The sequence below is a fragment of the Pradoshia sp. TA40_28 genome, from assembly GCF_059694525.1.
The window spans coordinates 16,952-37,250 of the sequence record NZ_JCATZO010000017.1; the positions used below are offsets into that span (position 1 = coordinate 16,952).

Below are 20,299 nucleotides of genomic sequence, written 5' to 3' on the forward strand. Positions count from 1 at the left end.
GATTAGGATGAACCAATACTATGATGCAAACCAAACGAATAAATCAGCTGGACCTGATCACGATATTAGCATGAAGGGCAGAAGGCTTCTCGATATATCAGGTGTTAAACAGGTGGAGAGCTTTGACAATGAGGAATTTCTTCTGGAAACCGTAATGGGCTTTCTTTCTGTCAGAGGACAGAATCTCCAAATGAAAAACCTGGATGTTGATAAAGGAATTGTGTCAATTAAAGGGAAAATTTTCGAAATTACTTACCTGGATGAACATAGCGGGGAGAAGGCTAAAGGATTCTTTGGCAAGCTATTCAGATGAGCCTGGATATCCAGTTCGTTACCCTAATATCCATGATTAGCATGGGTATTTGCTTTGGAGCAGCATTTGATACGTACAATCGCTTTTTAGTAAGATCAAAACGCAAAGCATGGATTGTTTTTATTAATGATGTTTTATTCTGGTGTATACAGGCTTTGCTTATTTTCTATGTTTTATATGAATCTAATTACGGTGAATGGCGATTTTATATCCTATTGGCGCTGTTATGCGGTTATTCCGCTTATCAGGCTCTTTTTAAGCATTTATATAAACAATTTTTAGAGTCGGCTATCCATTCGGTTCACCAAACAGTCTTATTTCTTAAGAGGTTGGGTGTTCTATTACTAGTTCGACCGATAACAGGGTTAATTACGTTCATTATTACAGTTATAGTATTTTTCCTTCAACTTGTGCTAAAATTTGGTAATGGGATTTTGGCGCTTGCCAATCTGCTTTTGAAGGCATTAATATCGGTAGTAAAGATACTCTTTTATCCTTTTTATAAAACAATTGAATGGATTTGGGGAATAATTCCAAATCGTTTACGGTCACCTGTTGAAAAGTTTTTTTATAAACTAGCAGGAATTGGAAAAGAAGTGAAGAATAGTATCAGTAAATTAATAAAAAAATGGACAACAAGGTCTTAAAAGGAGGAAAGGAAATGGGGTCGCTTGATAACAAGAAGAAAAACATCAAACAGATTGATACGCCGTATGTCCAATATCAAGAGAAACGAACCCAATCCTTTGAGAAAAAGAAATTGGGATTGGCAAGAAGATTGGTGTTCTTTTCTATTTTTGCCATAATAACAACAGGGATCGTACTGACAACACTCTTTTCTCAACATTCCGCTTTGAAGAACAAGGAAGAACAAAAAAGTGAGCTAGAAGCAAAGTTGTCTGATCTTCAAAAAGAGGAAACAAGATTAAAAGAAGAGATTATTAAGCTAAATGATGATGAATATATAGCTAAATTGGCTCGTAAAGAGTATTTTCTATCAGATGATGGAGAGGTAATATTTAATCTTCCAGAAAATGAGGGCAAGTAAACATCCCCTCACATTGACACATATTTTTTTCAGTGATTATAATATAAAGGGAAGTTATAACTTCCATTATTTTTTTAATTTCTTAAGGAGGAGCAATTTTTTTATGTCAATCGAAGTAGGCAGCAAGCTACAAGGTAAGGTAACAGGAATCACCCATTTCGGAGCATTTGTTGAGCTGCCCGAGGGTTCAACAGGACTTGTTCATATCAGTGAGGTTGCTGATAATTACGTTAAAGATATTAATGACCACCTTAAAGTGGGAGATCAAGTTGAAGTAAAAGTTATAAATGTAGAGAAAGATGGCAAAATCGGTCTTTCCATTAAAAAAGCCGTTGAGAAGAAGGAAGTCGAAACTCCGCAATCTTCTTACCAACAACGACCTCGATACAATAGAGGAAGTGGAAATGATTCTCGCGGTGGTAGAAATGACTCTCGAGGTGGAAGAGGACATGATTCCAGACCGCCACGCGAAAATTTCGAACAAAAAATGGCCCGCTTCTTGAAAGATAGTGAAGAGCGCATGTCATCTCTTAAACGGAATACAGAGTCCAAACGAGGTGGCAGAGGCGGAAGACGCGGCTAAACCTTGCTGCTGAAACAAAATGGCAATTCATATAACAGACCATCAAGATTGGTGGTCTGTTTTTGTATGTTCTTCTTTACGGAAGAAATAGGTGGAGTAGATTGTTAATTGGTTTGGCAGATTGGTAAGTAGGAAAAAGTGAGTACCGCATGAGAAGTAATTAGGAACAAGAAAGGTTCAAGGGTTACACTGAACTTCTTCAGATATAGAGTTAGTAGAATTTATGTATGAAAGACTGATGTAAGATAATTGAGTAAAAAGACATATTCTGCATATAAAGAAAAAAACCAGGGAATATTCCCTGGTTTTTTTATAAAATGACCCCTACGGGATTCGAACCCGTGTTACCGCCGTGAAAGGGCGGTGTCTTAACCGCTTGACCAAGGGGCCAAATAAAGTAGCGGCGGAGGGGATCGAACCCCCGACCTTACGGGTATGAACCGTACGCTCTAGCCAGCTGAGCTACACCGCCATAATCAAATGTGCCTCTAAGCACAAAAATTATCTTACAATCTAGTAAATACTTTGTCAATGGTTTAAATATTTTAGCCAATAGTTTGAATATTACAGTTAAATAAATAGCTTATTCTTCTATCTTCTATTCAATCCTACAAGGCAAGTAAAGAAAATAATCTTTATATTCTTTCCTTCGCTAACCTTTGTGTTTGGTTTTGCCCATTACCATGGAATGCCGTCGAACACTTTATAATCATTTATCCTCCGTTCTGACAAATTTAGGATTATATCCCCCTTATAATGAGAGACAATCACCTGTTAGAGGAGTGGTAAAGTGGAAAAAACTCAAAGTACAATGTATGGATCGGTAACAGACGTTCAATATGATACTGGTAGATGGAATCCTTCTCAATTAGTAGACAAGTATGTAACAAAGTTTGAAGATTACTTTGTGAAAAAAGGATATATATTAGTGGTATTGGGATTTCTCCTGGGAAGGGCGCTTATTCTTTCGCAGTTGGCACCATTCTCTCTGCCGTTTTTTGCAGCAGTCTATATGATGAGACGCGAGCGTTCTCCGCTTGTTATGGTGGCTTCAATAGGAGGAGCATTAACCATTTCCTGGTCAGCAGGATTAAGTTTATTTGCCTCATGCGCCATCTTTCTCCTTTTATATAAGCTGAGACAGCCATCGGTCGAAAACCAATTCAAAGTAGTTGGCTTTTACGTTTTAATAGCCTTGGGAATTGCAGGAGCAACTGAACGCTACTTGAGATATATGAAATTTGAAATTTACGATGGCATGATGATAGGCGTTGAAGCTGGATTAGCTCTTATTCTTACATTAATTTTTATTCAATGTATCCCGCTGATTGCTATGAAAAAAAGCCCCCAAGGTTTAAGAACGGAAGAAGTGATCAGTTTAATTATCATGATGGCCTCTGTTATGACAGGTACGATTGGTTGGACAATCTATGATATTGCTATTGATCATACATTAAGTAGGTATCTGGTTCTGCTCTTTGCCGTCTCAGGCGGTGCTTCTATTGGATCAACAGTAGGGGTGGTGACTGGATTAATATTTAGTCTGGCTAATTTAAGCAGCCTTTTCCAGATGAGCTTATTAGCCTTTTCAGGCTTGCTTGGTGGATTGCTTAAAGAGGGGAAAAAAATAGGGGCCTCTCTCGGCTTAATTATTGCCACCTTATTAATTGGCCTTTACGGAGAAGGTAGCCAAAATATATCGATAACTCTATATGAATCCTTATTGGCTATTACTTTGTTTTTTATGACTCCTGCCTCTCTTATTTCAAAAGTAGCCAAACATATTCCTGGAACAACAGAACATACCAATGAACAGCAGCGCTATGTCCGAAGGGTCAGAGACGTTACTGCGCAGCGGGTAAATCAATTTTCATCTGTATTTCAGGCATTATCGAATAGTTTCTCTCAGATGGAGGAACAAACAACGAAGGAAGCGGAAAAGGAGCGTGAGCTGGATTACTTTTTGAGTAATGTGACTGAAAAAACATGTCAAACCTGTTTTAAGAAAGATCATTGCTGGGCGAAAAATTTTGATTATACGTATGGAATGATGGGAGATTTGGTTGAGAATTTGCAAGATGAATCCGGGCAAGTCTCTCAAGCTACTCAGAGAGAGTGGAAACGATTTTGTACAAGATATGATAAAGTGACGGAGGCGATGCTTCAGGAAATATCTTATTACAATGCTAATCAAAAATTAAAAAAGCAAGTCAGAGAAAGCAGAAGACTGGTAGCAGATCAGCTGCAGGGTGTATCAAAGGTGATGGAGGACTTCGCTAAAGAGATTACGAAGGAACGGGAAAATCTCCACATTCATGAAGAGCAATTAATGGATTCCATCCGTAGCTTTGGGTTGGAAATTCATCAAATAGAAATTTATTCCCTTGAACAGGGGAATGTAGATATAGATATGCAAATTCCAGACTGCGGGGGAAGCGGAGTTGGTGAAAAATTAGTTGCGCCTATGCTCTCAGATATATTAGGAGAGCACATTATGGTTTATAAAGAAGAATGCAGTACCTTTCAGGGAGGGTTGTGCAGGCTAACCTTCCGTTCTGCAAAACGCTATACAGTAGAAACTGGAGTAGCCCATGCGGCAAAGGGAGGAGGATTAGTATCAGGCGATAGCTATACGATGATTGACATTGGGAAAGGGAAGCATGCCATTGCCATCAGTGATGGTATGGGAAATGGTGAACGAGCTCATAATGAAAGCTCAGAAACCCTGGCGCTTCTGCAGAAAATACTGGAGTCCGGAATAGAGGAGAAGGTAGCCATTAAGTCAATTAATTCGATCCTGTCACTGCGGACTACAGATGAAATTTTTTCTACGCTGGATTTATCGATGATTGATCTACAGGATGCGAGTGTTAAATTTTTAAAGGTTGGCTCTACTCCAAGCTTTATAAAGAGAGGGCAGCAAGTTACGAAAATACAATCGAATAACTTGCCAATCGGTATTATCAAAGAATTTGATGTAGATGTAGTTAATGACCAGTTAAAGGCCGGAGACATTCTAATTATGATGAGCGATGGAATTTTTGAAGGGCCTAAACATGTAGAGAATTATGAAGCATGGATGATAAGGAAAATCAGAGAAATTGGCACAGAACATCCACAGGAAATCGCTGATGTGATTCTTGAAGAGGTAATCCGGACAAGCTCAGGAAGAATAGAGGATGACATGACCATTGTTGTAGCACAGATAAACCATAATATTCCAAAGTGGACGAGCATCCCAGTTAGCACCAAAAAGAAAAAAGCCCAATAATAAATCCTCCTCGTATAAAGCGCCTCTATATAGGCGAAGATGAAAATAATCAAAACGGTATTGGAGGATTTAGGGAATGAAGACAGGTACTGTAAAACAAATATTGTTACTGACAGATGGCTGTTCCAATCAGGGGGAGAGCCCGACAGCAATGGCTGCGCTTGCTCGTGAAGAAGGAATCACGGTGAATGTGATCGGCGTAATGGATAAGGACGTAATCGATGAGGGAGGAATGCGCGAGATTGAGAATATTGCTTTATCGGGTGCGGGTATTCATCAAATCGTATATGCAGAACAATTATCCCAAACCGTCCAAATGGTCACAAGGAAAGCGATGAACCAAACGATACAGGGAGTAGTTAATAAGGAACTGCAACAAATTCTTGGAAATCATATCACTATGGATGAATTACCACCTGATAAGCGTGGTGAGGTAATGGAGGTAGTAGAGGATCTGGGTGAGAAGGTAAAAATGGAAGTCCTGGTATTGGTGGATACAAGTGCTAGCATGAAGCATAAACTGCCGACGGTTAAAGAAGCACTTATCGATTTATCCATAAGCCTGAATGCGAGGAGTGGTGAAAATCAGTTCTCGGTTTTTATATTTCCCGGGAAAAGAACAGAAGTCGAGCGAATAATGGATTGGAGCCCTAAGCTTGAATCACTCTCTAAGATATTTGCCAAATTGACGACCGGAGGGATAACGCCTACTGGTCCAGCTATTCGTGAAGCAATTAAGTATTTTAATAAAGAGTCTTCTATAAGGAGAATAGTAGGCGACGATGAACAATACTTTGAAGAAACCATGTAGCTTTCCAATCGGATCAGTAATCAAAGGCAAATGGCAGCACAAGAATTACATTATTCGAAAAGAATTGGGATATGGAGCAAATGGGATTGTTTATCTAGCTGATTCTTCCCAGGGGAAAGTAGCAATCAAATTTAGTGATAATAGCGCTACAATTGCTGCAGAAGTAAATGTATTAAAATCATTTGCAAAGGTCCAGGGAATTTCCCTAGGACCTTATTTGATAGATGTAGATGATTGTATGGTGAATGGAAAAATGATCCCCTTTTTTGTAATGGAGTATATTTCGGGTGATTTATTTCTTCCATTTGTTGAAAAAAGGGGGACAGATTGGCTTGGTGTATTGGCGCTTCAACTTTTAAACGGTCTTGACGAAATGCATAAGCTTGGATGGGTTTTTGGTGATTTAAAACCAGAGAATTTAATTGTGCAATCGCCGGATTTCAGGGTCCGTTTTATAGATGTGGGCGGAACCACCCAATTAGGTCGAGCGATAAAAGAATACACAGAGTATTTTGATCGTGGCTATTGGGGTCTTGGAGGCAGAAAGGCGGAACCTTCATATGATTTATTTGCCTTAGCCATGATTATCATAAATGCAGCTTATCAAAAGCGATTTAATAAAAATGGAGAAGGAATTAAACAGTTAGGCGATTTGATAAAAAATAAGAAGGAACTTAGAGAGTTGGAACCTACTCTCCTAAAAGCTTTAAAAGGGCGCTATAATACGGCCGCTGAAATGAAGAAGGATATCATCAATTATCTACATGCCAAGCAATCGTCTGCCCGTACTGCTGTAAAAAAGAATGCTGCCTTTAACAATAGCAGGGTACAGATGAGAAGCAAAGCCAAAAATAAAAGCAGCATTTTTGAGACATTGTTTTTACTCGTTATTATAACGGTGCTGTATGCATTTTATCTGTTTGGCCAAGTCGTATAAGTTCACAATAAATACAAATAATAACCTTATCCTTTTCTTTTTTTTAGAAAGATAAGTTTTGGATTCCATTTGTAAGAATGGTACGATAATAATTAATCCAAAGCAATGTAGAAGGGGATTTATTATGTTTGAAGCAAAAGTAACGGCATATATCAATAAAAAGGGATTGATCAATCACAATGAGACGGTTTTGGTAGGTGTTTCCGGCGGACCGGATTCATTAGCATTGCTTGCTTATTTAAATAGTATTAAACAATCTTTTAATTTAAAACTTGTGGTTGCCCATGTAGACCATATGTTTAGAGGCGAAGAATCGTTAGGTGATTATTTATTTGTAGAAAAAATCTGTAGGGAATGGGGAATCCTGTTCGAGGGGAATCGTATGGATGTCCCTAAACATATTGAAAAAACAGGAAAAAATCCACAACAGGCATCTAGGGATTGTCGTTATACATTTTATAGGGATATAATGGAAAAGTATTCGGCGCAAAAATTGGCGCTCGCTCATCATAAAGATGACCAGGCAGAGTCTGTTTTAATGAACCTAGTTAGAGGTACATCTGGAATGGCTAGGGGTGGGATACCAGTAAAACGGTCCTTTGCTGACGGATGGATTGTGCGTCCTTTTCTGGCTGTTACGAGAGAAGAAATCCTGAATTATTGCAAAGAGATGAATTTAACACCACGTATCGACCCAAGTAATGAAAAAGATATTTATACCCGGAATAGATACCGCAAATACATATTACCGATAATAAAAAAGGAAAATAGTAAAGCGCTCGATCATATTCAACGGTTTAGTGAGGAATTGGAACAAGATGAGAGTTATTTGATGATGTTGGCTGAAAAAGAGTTTAAGTCGCTTGAGATGAATGGGGAAGAGGATATTTTAAAAGTTCGATTATCTTCACTTCAGAGGGTGCCAAAACCTTTACAAAGAAGGGTGATTCATCTAATATTAAACTATCTTTATCAAGTGAAACCTTATGTATTTTCATACGTACATATAGAGTGTATTCAATCTTTATTGACAGAATCTAACCCTTCTATTTCCATGCAATTACCTCATGGACTTCAAGTTACTAAAGCATATGATCAGTTGCTTTTCCATTTTGGAAGGTTGCCATCCATAACTATTTCAAAAGAAATCCTTTTACCAGGGAAAACGGATCTTCCGAATGGCTCCGTTATTGAAACAGTTTTGTTGGATGACTTGTCCGGAAAATGGAATGATTTATCAAAATACATATGTATTTTACCTTTCAATGAAGAGGAGTTACCATTGAGAGTTCGGAATAAGCGGGATGGAGATCGCTATCAGCCCCAAGGCTTTACAGGTCACAAGAAGCTGAAAAAACTTTTTCTCGAACATAAGGTACCTGTACATGAGCGGGAGAGTTGGCCGATTATTGTGAATAAGGATGATCAAATTGTTTGGATACCAGGTCTGCAAAAAATTAATATAGAAAAGACCCCGATACCAGCTATCATGATAAAGTATGTAGAATAATGCTCTTCTAGGAGGACTACCGAATGACGATTCATAATGATATTGAGAAAATCTTGATTTCTGAAGAAGAAATTCAAGGGAAAATTAAAGAACTCGGGGCTTTGCTTACAGAGGAATACAAAGATCTTAACCCATTGGTTATTGGTGTATTAAAAGGGGCAATGCCTTTTATGACTGATTTACTGAAGCATGTAGACAGCTATTTGGAAATGGATTTTATGGATGTTTCCAGCTATGGCAATTCTATGGTCTCTTCAGGAGAAGTTAAAATTATTAAAGATTTAAATACATCTGTAGAAGGCAGAGATTTGCTGATCATTGAAGATATTATTGACAGCGGTCTTACACTTTCTTATTTAGTGGATTTATTTAAATACAGAAAGGCCAAATCCATTAAGCTTGTCACATTATTAGATAAGCCATCTGGAAGAAAAGCGGATATCAAGGCCGATTATGCATGCTTCAATGTACCGGATGAGTTCGTTGTCGGGTATGGGCTCGATTATATGGAGAAATACAGAAATATTCCATATATCGGTGTGTTGAAAAGAGAAGTTTACGAAACTGCCGAATAGGGATATAGATGATTAGTAACCGTTCTATTTCCTTAATAGACTGTGCTATGATCTTTATATAAAATATATAGGTAACCTGATTGTACTATATGTAGATACTAATACTTTATTTAGTTTTTTGGGAGGAGGTTAGGGATGAACCGTATTTTTAGAAATACCATATTCTATTTACTTATTTTTGTGGCGATTATCGGAGTTGTAAGTGTGTTTAACCAAAATTCCGAGCCAACTAAACATATTTCTAATAATGAGTTTATTGAGAGCCTTGAAAAAGGCGAGGTTAAATCCGCTGATTTGCAGGTGGAACGCGGAGTTTATTCTGTTAAAGGTCAATTAAAGGGTGCTAAGGAAAATGAGTTTTATTTAACCTATATCCTTGCAGAACAGGCTGAAAAAGTTACTAACTTAATTGATGAACAAGATATAAAATCAACAGTTGCTCCAGCGAAAGAAACAAGTGTATGGGTAACATTCTTAACTTCTATTATTCCGTTTGTCATTATTTTGCTATTGTTCTTCTTCTTGATGAATAGTGCGCAAGGTGGCGGAAACAAAGTGATGAGCTTCGGTAAAAGTAAAGCTAAGCTCTACAGTGAAGAGAAGAAAAAAGTACGCTTCAAAGATGTTGCAGGTGCTGACGAGGAAAAACAAGAACTTGTCGAAGTTGTTGAGTTCTTGAAAGATCCGCGTAAATTTGCTGAATTAGGTGCCAGAATTCCAAAAGGGGTACTTTTAGTAGGACCTCCAGGGACAGGGAAAACCTTGCTAGCAAGAGCAGTTGCCGGTGAAGCAGGAGTGCCTTTCTTCTCAATCAGTGGTTCCGACTTTGTTGAAATGTTTGTAGGTGTGGGTGCATCTCGTGTACGTGATTTATTTGAAAATGCGAAAAAGAATGCACCATGTATTATCTTTATTGATGAGATTGACGCAGTTGGACGTCAACGTGGAGCCGGTCTTGGCGGTGGACACGATGAACGTGAGCAAACCTTGAACCAATTGCTTGTTGAAATGGATGGTTTCGGAGCAAATGAAGGTATTATTATCATTGCTGCTACAAACCGCCCAGATATACTTGATCCGGCTCTATTACGTCCAGGTCGTTTTGACCGACAAATTACGGTTGACCGCCCTGACTTACTTGGCCGTGAAGCAGTACTTCGTGTACATGCTCAAAATAAACCACTTGATGAAGATGTGGATCTTAAAGCAATTGCGATGAGAACTCCAGGTTTCTCAGGTGCCGATTTAGAAAATCTCTTGAATGAAGCTGCTCTGGTAGCTGCCAGACAAGATAAGAAAAAAGTAGATATGAGTGATATTGACGAAGCGACAGACCGTGTAATTGCTGGTCCTGCTAAAAAAAGCCGCGTCATATCCAAGAAAGAAAGAAATATTGTGGCCTTCCACGAATCGGGTCATACCGTTATTGGGCTGGTACTCGATGAAGCGGATATGGTTCATAAGGTTACAATTGTTCCACGTGGTCAGGCAGGCGGTTATGCGGTTATGCTTCCGCGTGAAGATCGTTACTTCATGACTAAGCCTGAATTGTTTGATAAGATTACTGGATTATTGGGCGGACGTGTTGCTGAAGAAATCGTCTTCGGTGAAGTAAGTACAGGAGCTCATAATGACTTCCAACGTGCTACTAGCATTGCTCGTAAAATGGTAACGGAATATGGAATGAGTGATAAGCTCGGACCAATGCAATTTGGTCAGCCTCAAGGAGGCCAAGTATTCTTGGGTCGCGATATTAATAGTGAGCAAAACTATTCTGATAAGATTGCTTATGAAATTGATACCGAAATCCAAAATATTATCAAAACATGCTATGAGCGTGCGAGAAATATTCTTACTGAAAACCGCGATAAGTTAGATTTAATCGCCAATACATTGCTTGAGATTGAAACATTAGATGCTGAACAAATTCGCCACTTGGCAGATCACGGAACATTGCCTGAACGCAAGAAATCAAGCGATGTTACAGTGAATGTATCAGCTAAAGAGGAAACACCATCTGAGGATTTATCCAAAGATAACACAATATCCGAGGGTAGAGTGGATAGTCAGACACCACCTACACCACCGGATATGGAAACAAACGATCCAAATAAATTGTAAGAACTCAGAGTGTCCCATCATATGAATGGGGCACTTTTTTTAAAGATAGGCTAGGGACGTGGTATATTTAGTCTTTGGTACTTGATTGAGCTGTTTTAGCTTTTGTCAATCCAGCTTCAACGGCTAGAAGCTCAGGACATAAGCATGGCCTCTGCGGGAGGGAAAACACCTCCCTACGAGCCCCTGTCTTATGCTCCTCGCTTCTGACCAAGCCGTTTCAGCTTTTTAGTCAATCCAGCTTCAGGGCCTAGGAGCTCAGGACATAAGTAAAGCCACTGCGGGGATGGAACTCCCCTCCGAGCCTCTCCTTATGCTTGTCGGGCCTGACCAGTCGTCTCAGCTTTTTAATAGGGGTGTCTATATGTTATTGGTGATGGATGTGGGGAATACGAATATTTCGATTGGTGTTTATAGGGATGAGGATCTTTGTTATCATTGGAGAATTGGTACGAGTCGGGAAAAAACAGAAGATGAGTATGGAATGGTATTTAAACAGCTGTTGGGGGATGTATCCTTAACTTTTCCTGATATTAAAGGGATTATCCTATCTTCCGTAGTGCCAACTATTATGGATTCGCTTGAAAGAATGTGTGCGAAGTATTTTCAAATAAAGCCCTTGGTTGTGGGGCCGGGTGTAAAGACGGGATTACATATAAAATATGATAATCCAAAGGAAGTTGGAGCGGATCGTATTGTGAATGCTGTGGCGGCGATTCAGGAATATGGAGCGCCAATCATTATTGTAGACTTTGGTACAGCAACCACGTATTGTTATGTCAATGAGCATAGCCAATATTTAGGGGGAGTTATTGCACCGGGAATTGAAATATCTGCGGAGGCACTCTATTCAAAAGCTGCTAAACTGCCTCGTATTGAGATTACCCGTCCTGAAAGTATCATTGGAAAGAATACAGTCACTGCCATGCAGTCCGGTATTTTATACGGTTTTATTGGACAGGTAGAAGGAATTGTATCCAGGATAAAAAAACAGAGTATGCAGAATCCTATGGTTATCGCTACAGGCGGAAGAGCATCTATGATTGCAGATGAAACTTCGATTATTGATGTTTTCGATCCGTATTTAACCTTAAAAGGTTTAAAAATCATCTATTCAAAGAATATACAACAAAATCTTGACGGATTTGGAAGGAGTTTATCATGAACGATTATTTAGTAAAGGCACTTGCATTTGATGGACAAGTAAGAGCATATGCTGTCTCAAGTACTCAAACGATTGCGGAGGCACAAAAAAGACAGGATTCATGGCGGACAGCTTCTGCTGCATTAGGAAGAGCAATGACAGCCGCAGTGATGATGGGGGCTATGCAAAAAGGCGAAGCTAAAATTACCATTAAAATTGAAGGTGATGGTCCAATAGGTCCGATTATCATTGATAGTAATGCGAAGGGTGAGGTCAGAGGATATCTGACAAACCCACATGTTGATTTCGAATCCAATGAACATGGAAAACTTGATGTAAGACGTGCTGTTGGTACAACTGGCACATTAACAGTTGTTAAAGATATTGGGATGAGAGATAACTTCTCCGGCCAAGTACCTTTAATATCCGGTGAGCTTGGTGAAGATTTTACGTATTATTTTGTTACATCCGAGCAAACCCCTTCATCTGTAGGTGTCGGTGTTTTGGTTAACCCGGATGATTCAATTTTAGCCGCGGGTGGATTTATTATTCAATTAATGCCTGGTACTGAAGAAGAGGTTATTGAAAAAATAGAAAAATCATTAAGTTCAATCCCGCCTATCTCTAAAATGATTCAAGATGGCTTAACTCCAGAAGAGGTACTTAATAAAGTATTAGGAGAAAGTAATGTAAAAGTCTTAGAAAAACTGCCTGTATCATTCCAATGCCAATGTTCTAAAGAAAGAATTGCCAATGCTTTAATCAGTCTTGGAAAAGAAGAACTGGAAGATATGATCGAGACAGATGGCCAGGCTGAAACGCAATGCCATTTTTGTAATGAAAAATATATTTTCGGAAAGGAAGAACTTCAGGAGCTAAGAGACGCAGCAAAGTAATCTATTGGGGGAGTTGCTTTGTCAGGTAATCAAAGTTCGGCCATTATCGTTGGTTTAATTCTGTTGAATATTGTAACCGTCCTTTACTTTACAGTAGGAACAGATCCAAAAGGAGACACAGCAAGAGTTGTTGCTTCAATAGGGAAAAAAGAAATTAGTCAAACAGATTGGATCAATGAATTGGAAACAAGACATGGAAAAGACATGCTGAAAACGATGATAAATGAAGAAGTTATTCTACAATTGGCGCATCAGCATGGACTCTCTGTTTCGGAGGATGAAATGCAAAGAGAACTAACTATCCAGCAAGTGTTATATGGGGCGAACAGCCAATCAATTGATGATAAAAGTGGTGAGAATTTCGAAAAGAAACTCAACCTTTCAATCCTTCTGGAGAAGTTGTTGACAAAGGATGTCATCATAACAGGCGAGGAAGTGGAGGCTTACTATAAAAGTGAAGAAAGCTTACAGAAGCTTTCTGACCTCTTCCATGTCTCACATATCATTGTTTCAGAAGAAAAGGAAGCTAACTCCATCACAAAGGAACTGGAAGCTGGTACAAGCTTTTTAACGCTGGCAACGGAGCGTTCTCAAAAAGATAAAACAGTTGTTACTGGGGATTTAGGATATATTTCATTAGACTCGGAGGTCATTCCTAAGGAGTATAAAGAAACGACGGCTTCGTTAAGGAGTGGAGAATGGAGCCAACCTATTAAACTTGAAGAGGGTTATGCCGTTCTCTATATGCATGATCGTATGGACAAATCCGAGTTGACCTTTGATAAAATTAGATCAACACTTAAAAGAAAAATGGCTATGGAACAATTGAATACACCTGTATCTGCAGAGATGTTTTGGGAAAAGTTCGATGTAGATTGGATTTACGGAAAATAGAGTCATCGGCTCTATTTTCTTTTATATACTATAGGTGAGTAAAAAAGATCTATCTTTCAAGGGGCGCTTTAAAGAAAAGCTGGGAATTTAGGAGTATAATAGTTGACAGAAACCTTAAAAATAGCTACATTGTATATAAAACCAATAAAAATACTATGGATTAGGGGTGGATATGTTGGGTAAGATAGCAAATAATATTTCAGAATTAATAGGTAATACTCCTATTGTTAAATTAAATAAGATTGTAGAAGATGGATCTGCAGAGGTTTATTTAAAGTTGGAATACATGAATCCGGGAAGCAGCGTTAAAGACCGTATTGCACTTGCTATGATTGAAGATGCTGAAGAAAAAGGTCTTTTAAAACCAGGCACAACAATTATCGAACCTACAAGCGGTAATACAGGTATTGGGTTGGCATGGGTTGCAGCAGCGAAAGGGTATAAGGCTATCCTCGTTATGCCGGACACAATGAGTATAGAACGCCGTAACTTATTGAAGGCATATGGTTCCCAACTTATCCTTACTCCTGGTAAAGATGGAATGAAGGGTGCAATTGCTAAGGCTGAGGAATTGGCTAATGAAAATGGTTATTTTATGCCGCAGCAGTTTAAAAACGAGGCTAATCCGGAAGTTCATAGAAAAACAACCGGTAAAGAAATTGTAGAACAAATGGGCGACCAATTGGATGCGTTTGTTTCTGGTATAGGAACAGGTGGAACGATTACGGGTGCAGGTGATGTACTTCGTGAGAAATATAAAGATATTAAAATCATCGCAGTTGAACCTGCAGATTCTCCAATTTTATCTGGTGGTACTCCAGGACCTCACAAAATCCAGGGGATAGGCGCAGGTTTTGTACCTGATACACTGAATACAGCGATTTACGATGAGATTATTAAAGTAGAAAATGAACAAGCTTTTGAACAAGCAAGAAAAGCAGCTAAAGCTGAGGGTATTCTTGGTGGTATTTCCGCAGGTGCAGCCATTTATGCAGCGCTGGAGGTTGCCAAAAAACTTGGTACCGGTAAAAAGGTTCTTGCAGTTATACCAGATAATGGTGAAAGATATCTAAGCACGCCATTATATAACTTTGAAGATTAATCGTAAAGACGACTAAATAAGCTAGACATATAGAGGGGGCTAAATGCCTCCTTTTCTTATGGATTTCTTCCCTCTTTTCTTTTTCACAAATGACATGTGGTATAGTGATTTGCATAGAGTAAATTTGCAGTCTGATTAAAGGAGTAAATCAATATGAACCAACCATACACAACGTTGTTAGAGTGCGGCCAATATACACTGGAACTTGGGCAAGTTACTAAGATTATGGGTATTTTAAATATCACTCCTGATTCTTTTTCTGATGGCGGCCGATACAATCATGTAGAACAAGCGGTTTTAAGGGCAAAAGAATTGGTTGAAGCTGGAGCAGATATAATTGATGTTGGTGGGGAGTCAACCAGACCAGGATATCAGCAAATCTCTTCAGAAGAAGAACTGGAAAGAATCATCCCTGTCATTAAGGAATTAACGCGTGAAATCAATGTGCCAATCTCTGTAGATACATATAAAGCAGATGTTGCAAAAGAAGCTCTTCGTTCAGGTGCCCATATTATAAATGATATATGGGGAGCAAAGGGAGACCCGGAAATGGCTCAGGTTGCTTCTGAGTCAGGAGCTCCGATTATCCTCATGCATAATCGTAAGCAGGCTTCTTATGATCATTTTTTGAGAGATGTATTAAATGACCTATATGAGAGTATTCAAATTGTTAAACAGGCTGGAGTGAAAGATAACAAAATTATACTGGACCCAGGCATCGGCTTTGCAAAGACATTGGAAGAAAATTTACTGATGATGCGAAACTTAGATGTACTGACAAGCCTCGGGTACCCAGTCTTATTGGGGACATCCCGAAAATCAATGATTGGCAAAACGCTTGATTTGCCAGTAGAGGAGAGAATGGAAGGTACAGGGGCGACGATTTGTTTGGGTATTCAGCAGGGATGCCAAATAATAAGAGTACATGATGTAAAAGAAATGTCTCGTATGTCCCGCATGATGGATGCGATGCTTGGGAAGGTGAAGGTAGATGGATAAAATAGTTCTTGAAAATATGGAATTTTATGGATACCATGGTGTTTATGAAGAAGAGAACAAACTTGGGCAGCGCTACAGAGTGAGTGCGGAGTTGAACATGGATCTTCGCGCTGCCGGCGAAACCGATGATTTAAATAAATCTGTTAATTATGCTGAGATTTACACATTGTGTAAACGGATTGTGGAAGGGAAGGCGTATAATCTAATTGAAGCTGTAGCAGAGAGAATCTCAGCTGAGATCTTAACCGTATATCCGGTCATACAGTCATGCAGAATCAAGGTTGTAAAGCCTGATCCGCCGATCCCGGGTCACTATGATTCGGTTGCTGTCGAAATCATGAGGGAGCAAGAGCAATGAATAAGGCTTATATTGGCGTAGGTACAAATATGGGTGATAGAGAGTTGAATTTACAGGAAGCCTTGGTCGAACTGGCGGCATTGCCTGAAAATGAAATCATTTCGATATCATCTATCTATGAAACAGATCCAGTAGGGTATATAGATCAAGGTAAATTTTTGAATATGGTCATTTGCATAAATACCAATTTAAGTGCACAATCACTGTTGGCTGCCTGCATGAAGATTGAACAAAAACTTGGCAGAAAAAGGGAAATTAGGTGGGGTCCTCGAACGATTGACCTTGACATTTTGTTATATAATCAAGAAAATATTGTAACGAAAAACCTAATTGTTCCCCATCCGCGAATACTTGAAAGAGCCTTTGTGGTTATTCCACTCGTGGAGATAGATAAGGACATCGTTCTGCCTGATTTGGAAAAACCTTTAAGGGAAGTCATGGATGATGTCCCTGAAAAAGAAGGGGTTCGAATATGGAAGCGGAAAAATGGGGAAGACGTATTAGGGCATTCAGAAAGCTGAAAGGCTATACTCAAGAGGAATTTGCAAGAAAGTTATCTGTCTCGGTTTCTATGCTAGGTGAAGTGGAAAGGGGCAACAGGAAACCCTCTGAGAGCTTTTTGCTGGATATTGCTAACCAGTTGGACATTACAGTGGAGGAACTTGCGCCTCCTGTTAAATAGGTTTTATACGAGTAAAGAGTAGGGAGGAATTGGATTGTTAAAGATTGGGAATGTCGAAATGAAGAATCCGGTTGTGCTTGCACCTATGGCAGGGGTTTGTAACTCGGCGTTTCGACTAACTGTTAAGGAATTTGGGGTAGGTCTTGTTTGTGCAGAGATGGTTAGTGACAAAGGAATTATTCATGGTAATGAAAAAACGTTAAATATGCTCTACGTTGATGAGCGTGAAAAGCCATTAAGCCTTCAAATCTTTGGGGGAGAGAAGGAATCTCTTGTTCAGGCTGCACAGTTTGTAGATAAGAATACAAATGCAGATATTATTGATATTAATATGGGATGCCCTGTTAATAAGATTATAAAATGTGAAGCGGGAGCAAGATGGTTGCTGAATCCGGACAAGATTTATGAGATGGTTTCGGCTGTAGTGAATAAGGTAGAAAAGCCTGTTACTGTTAAAATGAGAATCGGATGGGATGACAAGCATATTTTTGTTGAAGAAAATGCGCGGGCAGTTGAAAGAGCCGGCGGAAGTGCGATATCTGTCCATGGACGAACTCGTGTCCAGATGTATGAAGGTAAAGCAAATTGGGATTATATTCGTATGGCAAAAGAAGCTGTCAATATTCCTGTTATCGGTAATGGCGATGTGCAAACTCCGCAGGATGCAAAAAGAATGATTGAAGAAACTGGCTGTGATGGCGTCATGATTGGCCGTGCTGCATTAGGCAACCCTTGGATGATGTATCAAACGGTCAAGTATTTAGAGAGTGGAATCCTTTTACCGGAACCATCTGTACGAGAAAAAATTGATGTATGTGTCTTGCATCTTGACCGTCTCATTGCCTTGAAGGATGAATATATTGCTGTGCGTGAAATGAGAAAACATGCAGCCTGGTATTTAAAAGGGATTAAAGGCAGCGGTAGAATCAGAAATGAAATCAACGAGTGTGACACGCGTGAACAACTAGTTGGGCTTCTTTATACAATGGTGGAAGATATAGAACGCCAGGAAGCTATTCAAGCTGTTTGATGATTTGACAGTTCCTGATATACTGTATAATAAAGTATGTAAAAACTGCCGGCAAAACCGGCAGTTTTTATGATACTTTTGAAAAGGTAATGATAATTTTTATATATTAGGTTCTAATATTGTATAAAATAAGGAAGAGCATATACGCGATAGAGATGGAGTGGAAATAATATGAGCAATTATGAAGAATTAAACGATCAATTGAGAGTCAGACGTGACAAAATGAATCGAATTCAAGAATTGGGTATTGACCCATTCGGCAAGAAATTTGAACGCACACATTTGGCTCAAGAAATCATTAATGATTTTGCAGATATGGAAAAAGAGGATTTGGAAGAAAAAAATGCTGAAGTTTCTATAGCAGGCAGAATTATGACAAAGCGTGGAAAAGGGAAAGCAGGCTTTGCCCATATCAAAGATGTGAGCGGTCAAATCCAAATATACGTACGAAAAGATGCGATTGGAGAAGATGCCTATGAACTTTTCACTATGGCCGATCTTGGTGATATCGTAGGTATTCAAGGAACAGTATTTAAAACAAAAGTAGGAGAGCTTTCAATAAAAGTAAGCCAGTTTACATACCTTACAAAGTCCCTTCGTCCTCTACCGGAAAAATATCATGGATTAAAAGATATTGAAGAGCGCTATCGTAAAAGATATTTAGACTTAATTACAAGTGAAGAAAGCCAAAAAACATTTGTAACACGCAGCCGTATCATTCAGGCAATGAGACGTTATTTTGATGATCAAGGATTCCTTGAAGTTGAAACACCAATGCTTCACTCTATCGCAGGCGGAGCATCAGCGCGACCGTTTATTACGCATCATAATGCGCTTGATATGCCTATGTATATGCGTATTGCCATTGAGTTACATCTAAAAAGACTAATTGTAGGCGGCCTGGAAAAAGTTTATGAAATTGGCCGTGTATTTAGAAATGAAGGTGTGTCAACCAGACATAATCCTGAATTCACGATGCTTGAGCTTTACGAAGCTTATGCAGATTATAACGACATAATGGATTTAACTGAAAATGTAATTGCCTATATTGCTAAGGAAGTGTTGGGAACAACTACGATACCTTATGGGGATTATGAAGTAGATTTAACGCCAAAGTGGACAAGGCTTCATATGGTAGATGCCATTAAGGAATATGTGGGAGTAGATTTTTGGAAAGAAACCTCTGTGGAAGAAGCACGCGCTCTTGCGAAGGAGCATGGTGTGCAAATCACTGACTCTATGACATATGGTCACATTGTTAACGAATTCTTTGAACAGAAAATTGAAGAGAAATTAATTCAACCAACCTTTATTTATGGTCATCCTGTAGAAATTTCTCCACTTGCGAAAAAGAATGAAGAGGATCCACGCTTTACGGATCGTTTTGAGTTATTTATTGTTGGTCGTGAGCATGCGAATGCTTTCACGGAGTTAAATGACCCAATTGATCAGCGTCAACGTTTTGAAGCACAGCTTAAAGAACGTGAGCAAGGTAATGACGAAGCTCATATGATGGATGATGATTATATTGAAGCGTTGGAATATGGTATGCCGCCAACTGGTGGTCTTGGAATTGGTATGGATCGCTTAATTATGTTGCTTACTAATTCTCCATCTATACGTGATGTACTGTTATTCCCATTAATGAGACATAAATAAAATGGTAAGAAGAAGTTGTCCTGAACAAGGCAGCTTCTTCTTTGTTTTCTAAAAGGTGGGAAGCGATTAATATATGGAGATAAGATCATAGAGAATGCTTCATAGACTACTATTAAATAAAAAACAAAACTTTTTTCGAAAAAAGTATTGCAAAATAAAAACTAGGATGGTATATTAATAAACGTCGCCGCTACGGTAAACAAATCGGAGCGAACGACGCAAATAAAAATTAAAAAAGTTGTTGACAACAGGTTGCTAACTTGGTATGATAGTTAAGTCGCCAAAACGACAACAACACAGATTGTTCTTTGAAAACTAAACAAAACGAAACGCCAAGCAAGTCTAAAATAAGAGATTTTTAAAATCTCG

20 protein-coding genes and 2 tRNA genes are annotated in these 20,299 nt (G+C 38.9%); 20 read left to right on the top strand and 2 right to left on the bottom strand.

Annotated elements, in window-relative coordinates:
- The first annotated feature begins 7 nt into the window (after positions 1-7).
- The 4 genes from yabP (at position 8) to AC58NB_RS16395 (ending at position 1,944) form a co-directional block, all read left to right on the top strand.
- Complete coding sequence (yabP, locus tag AC58NB_RS16380) at positions 8-313, top strand: sporulation protein YabP (protein WP_497427871.1); 306 nt, start codon at positions 8-10, stop codon at positions 311-313.
- A 32-nt stretch (positions 314-345) separates the two neighbouring features.
- Positions 346-960: a spore cortex biosynthesis protein YabQ gene (gene yabQ, locus AC58NB_RS16385; RefSeq protein WP_497427872.1), complete on the top strand. Its 615-nt coding sequence runs from the start codon at positions 346-348 to the stop codon at positions 958-960.
- A 14-nt stretch (positions 961-974) separates the two neighbouring features.
- On the top strand, positions 975-1,361 hold the full coding sequence (locus AC58NB_RS16390; RefSeq protein ID WP_497427873.1) for an FtsB family cell division protein: 387 nt from the start codon (positions 975-977) through the stop codon (positions 1,359-1,361).
- 103 nt (positions 1,362-1,464) lie between these two features.
- Positions 1,465-1,944: a S1 domain-containing RNA-binding protein gene (locus tag AC58NB_RS16395; RefSeq protein WP_497427874.1), complete on the top strand. Its 480-nt coding sequence runs from the start codon at positions 1,465-1,467 to the stop codon at positions 1,942-1,944.
- 318 nt (positions 1,945-2,262) lie between these two features.
- Here AC58NB_RS16395 and AC58NB_RS16400 read toward each other — a convergent pair.
- A tRNA-Glu gene (locus AC58NB_RS16400) sits at positions 2,263-2,334 on the bottom strand.
- 8 nt (positions 2,335-2,342) lie between these two features.
- Positions 2,343-2,416, bottom strand: a tRNA-Met gene (locus tag AC58NB_RS16405).
- Positions 2,417-2,734: 318 nt separating this feature from the next.
- Here AC58NB_RS16405 and spoIIE point away from each other — a divergent pair.
- From spoIIE to lysS, 16 genes are all read left to right on the top strand, one after another.
- Entirely contained in the window at positions 2,735-5,215 is a 2,481-nt protein-coding gene (gene spoIIE, locus AC58NB_RS16410) for a stage II sporulation protein E (RefSeq protein ID WP_497427875.1), read from the top strand.
- Between the two features lie 76 nt (positions 5,216-5,291).
- Positions 5,292-6,026, top strand: a complete 735-nt coding sequence (locus tag AC58NB_RS16415) for a VWA domain-containing protein (RefSeq protein ID WP_497427876.1) — start codon at positions 5,292-5,294, stop codon at positions 6,024-6,026.
- Complete coding sequence (gene prkT / locus AC58NB_RS16420) at positions 5,998-6,963, top strand: serine/threonine protein kinase PrkT (RefSeq protein WP_497427877.1); 966 nt, start codon at positions 5,998-6,000, stop codon at positions 6,961-6,963. Before AC58NB_RS16415 ends, prkT begins: the two co-directional genes overlap by 29 nt.
- 124 nt (positions 6,964-7,087) lie before the next feature.
- On the top strand, positions 7,088-8,473 hold the full coding sequence (gene tilS / locus AC58NB_RS16425) for a tRNA lysidine(34) synthetase TilS (protein ID WP_497427878.1): 1,386 nt from the start codon (positions 7,088-7,090) through the stop codon (positions 8,471-8,473).
- 23 nt (positions 8,474-8,496) lie between these two features.
- Positions 8,497-9,048, top strand: a complete 552-nt coding sequence (gene hpt, locus AC58NB_RS16430) for a hypoxanthine phosphoribosyltransferase (RefSeq protein WP_497427879.1) — start codon at positions 8,497-8,499, stop codon at positions 9,046-9,048.
- A 135-nt stretch (positions 9,049-9,183) separates the two neighbouring features.
- Positions 9,184-11,169, top strand: a complete 1,986-nt coding sequence (ftsH, locus tag AC58NB_RS16435) for an ATP-dependent zinc metalloprotease FtsH (RefSeq protein WP_497427880.1) — start codon at positions 9,184-9,186, stop codon at positions 11,167-11,169.
- A gap of 361 nt (positions 11,170-11,530) precedes the next feature.
- Positions 11,531-12,331: a type III pantothenate kinase gene (locus AC58NB_RS16440; RefSeq protein ID WP_497427881.1), complete on the top strand. Its 801-nt coding sequence runs from the start codon at positions 11,531-11,533 to the stop codon at positions 12,329-12,331.
- Positions 12,328-13,206, top strand: a complete 879-nt coding sequence (gene hslO / locus AC58NB_RS16445; RefSeq protein WP_497427882.1) for an Hsp33 family molecular chaperone HslO — start codon at positions 12,328-12,330, stop codon at positions 13,204-13,206. Before AC58NB_RS16440 ends, hslO begins: the two co-directional genes overlap by 4 nt.
- A gap of 18 nt (positions 13,207-13,224) precedes the next feature.
- The gene (locus tag AC58NB_RS16450) at positions 13,225-14,100 is read left to right on the top strand and encodes a peptidyl-prolyl cis-trans isomerase (protein ID WP_497427883.1); all 876 of its coding nucleotides are present in this window, start codon (positions 13,225-13,227) and stop codon (positions 14,098-14,100) included.
- A gap of 172 nt (positions 14,101-14,272) precedes the next feature.
- Positions 14,273-15,202 (top strand): cysteine synthase A, encoded by a 930-nt coding sequence (gene cysK, locus AC58NB_RS16455; RefSeq protein ID WP_497427884.1) that lies wholly within the window; start codon positions 14,273-14,275, stop codon positions 15,200-15,202.
- Positions 15,203-15,355: 153 nt separating this feature from the next.
- The gene (folP, locus tag AC58NB_RS16460; RefSeq protein WP_497427885.1) at positions 15,356-16,201 is read left to right on the top strand and encodes a dihydropteroate synthase; all 846 of its coding nucleotides are present in this window, start codon (positions 15,356-15,358) and stop codon (positions 16,199-16,201) included.
- Entirely contained in the window at positions 16,194-16,559 is a 366-nt protein-coding gene (folB, locus tag AC58NB_RS16465) for a dihydroneopterin aldolase (protein ID WP_497427886.1), read from the top strand. The genes folP and folB overlap by 8 nt, the downstream gene beginning before the upstream one ends.
- Positions 16,556-17,080, top strand: a complete 525-nt coding sequence (folK, locus tag AC58NB_RS16470) for a 2-amino-4-hydroxy-6-hydroxymethyldihydropteridine diphosphokinase (protein ID WP_497427887.1) — start codon at positions 16,556-16,558, stop codon at positions 17,078-17,080. Before folB ends, folK begins: the two co-directional genes overlap by 4 nt.
- Entirely contained in the window at positions 17,032-17,241 is a 210-nt protein-coding gene (locus tag AC58NB_RS16475; protein ID WP_497427888.1) for a helix-turn-helix domain-containing protein, read from the top strand. Before folK ends, AC58NB_RS16475 begins: the two co-directional genes overlap by 49 nt.
- Before the next feature lie 34 nt (positions 17,242-17,275).
- Positions 17,276-18,271, top strand: a complete 996-nt coding sequence (gene dusB, locus AC58NB_RS16480; RefSeq protein ID WP_497427889.1) for a tRNA dihydrouridine synthase DusB — start codon at positions 17,276-17,278, stop codon at positions 18,269-18,271.
- A 171-nt stretch (positions 18,272-18,442) separates the two neighbouring features.
- Entirely contained in the window at positions 18,443-19,930 is a 1,488-nt protein-coding gene (gene lysS, locus AC58NB_RS16485) for a lysine--tRNA ligase (protein ID WP_497427890.1), read from the top strand.
- Positions 19,931-20,299 lie beyond the last annotated feature (369 nt).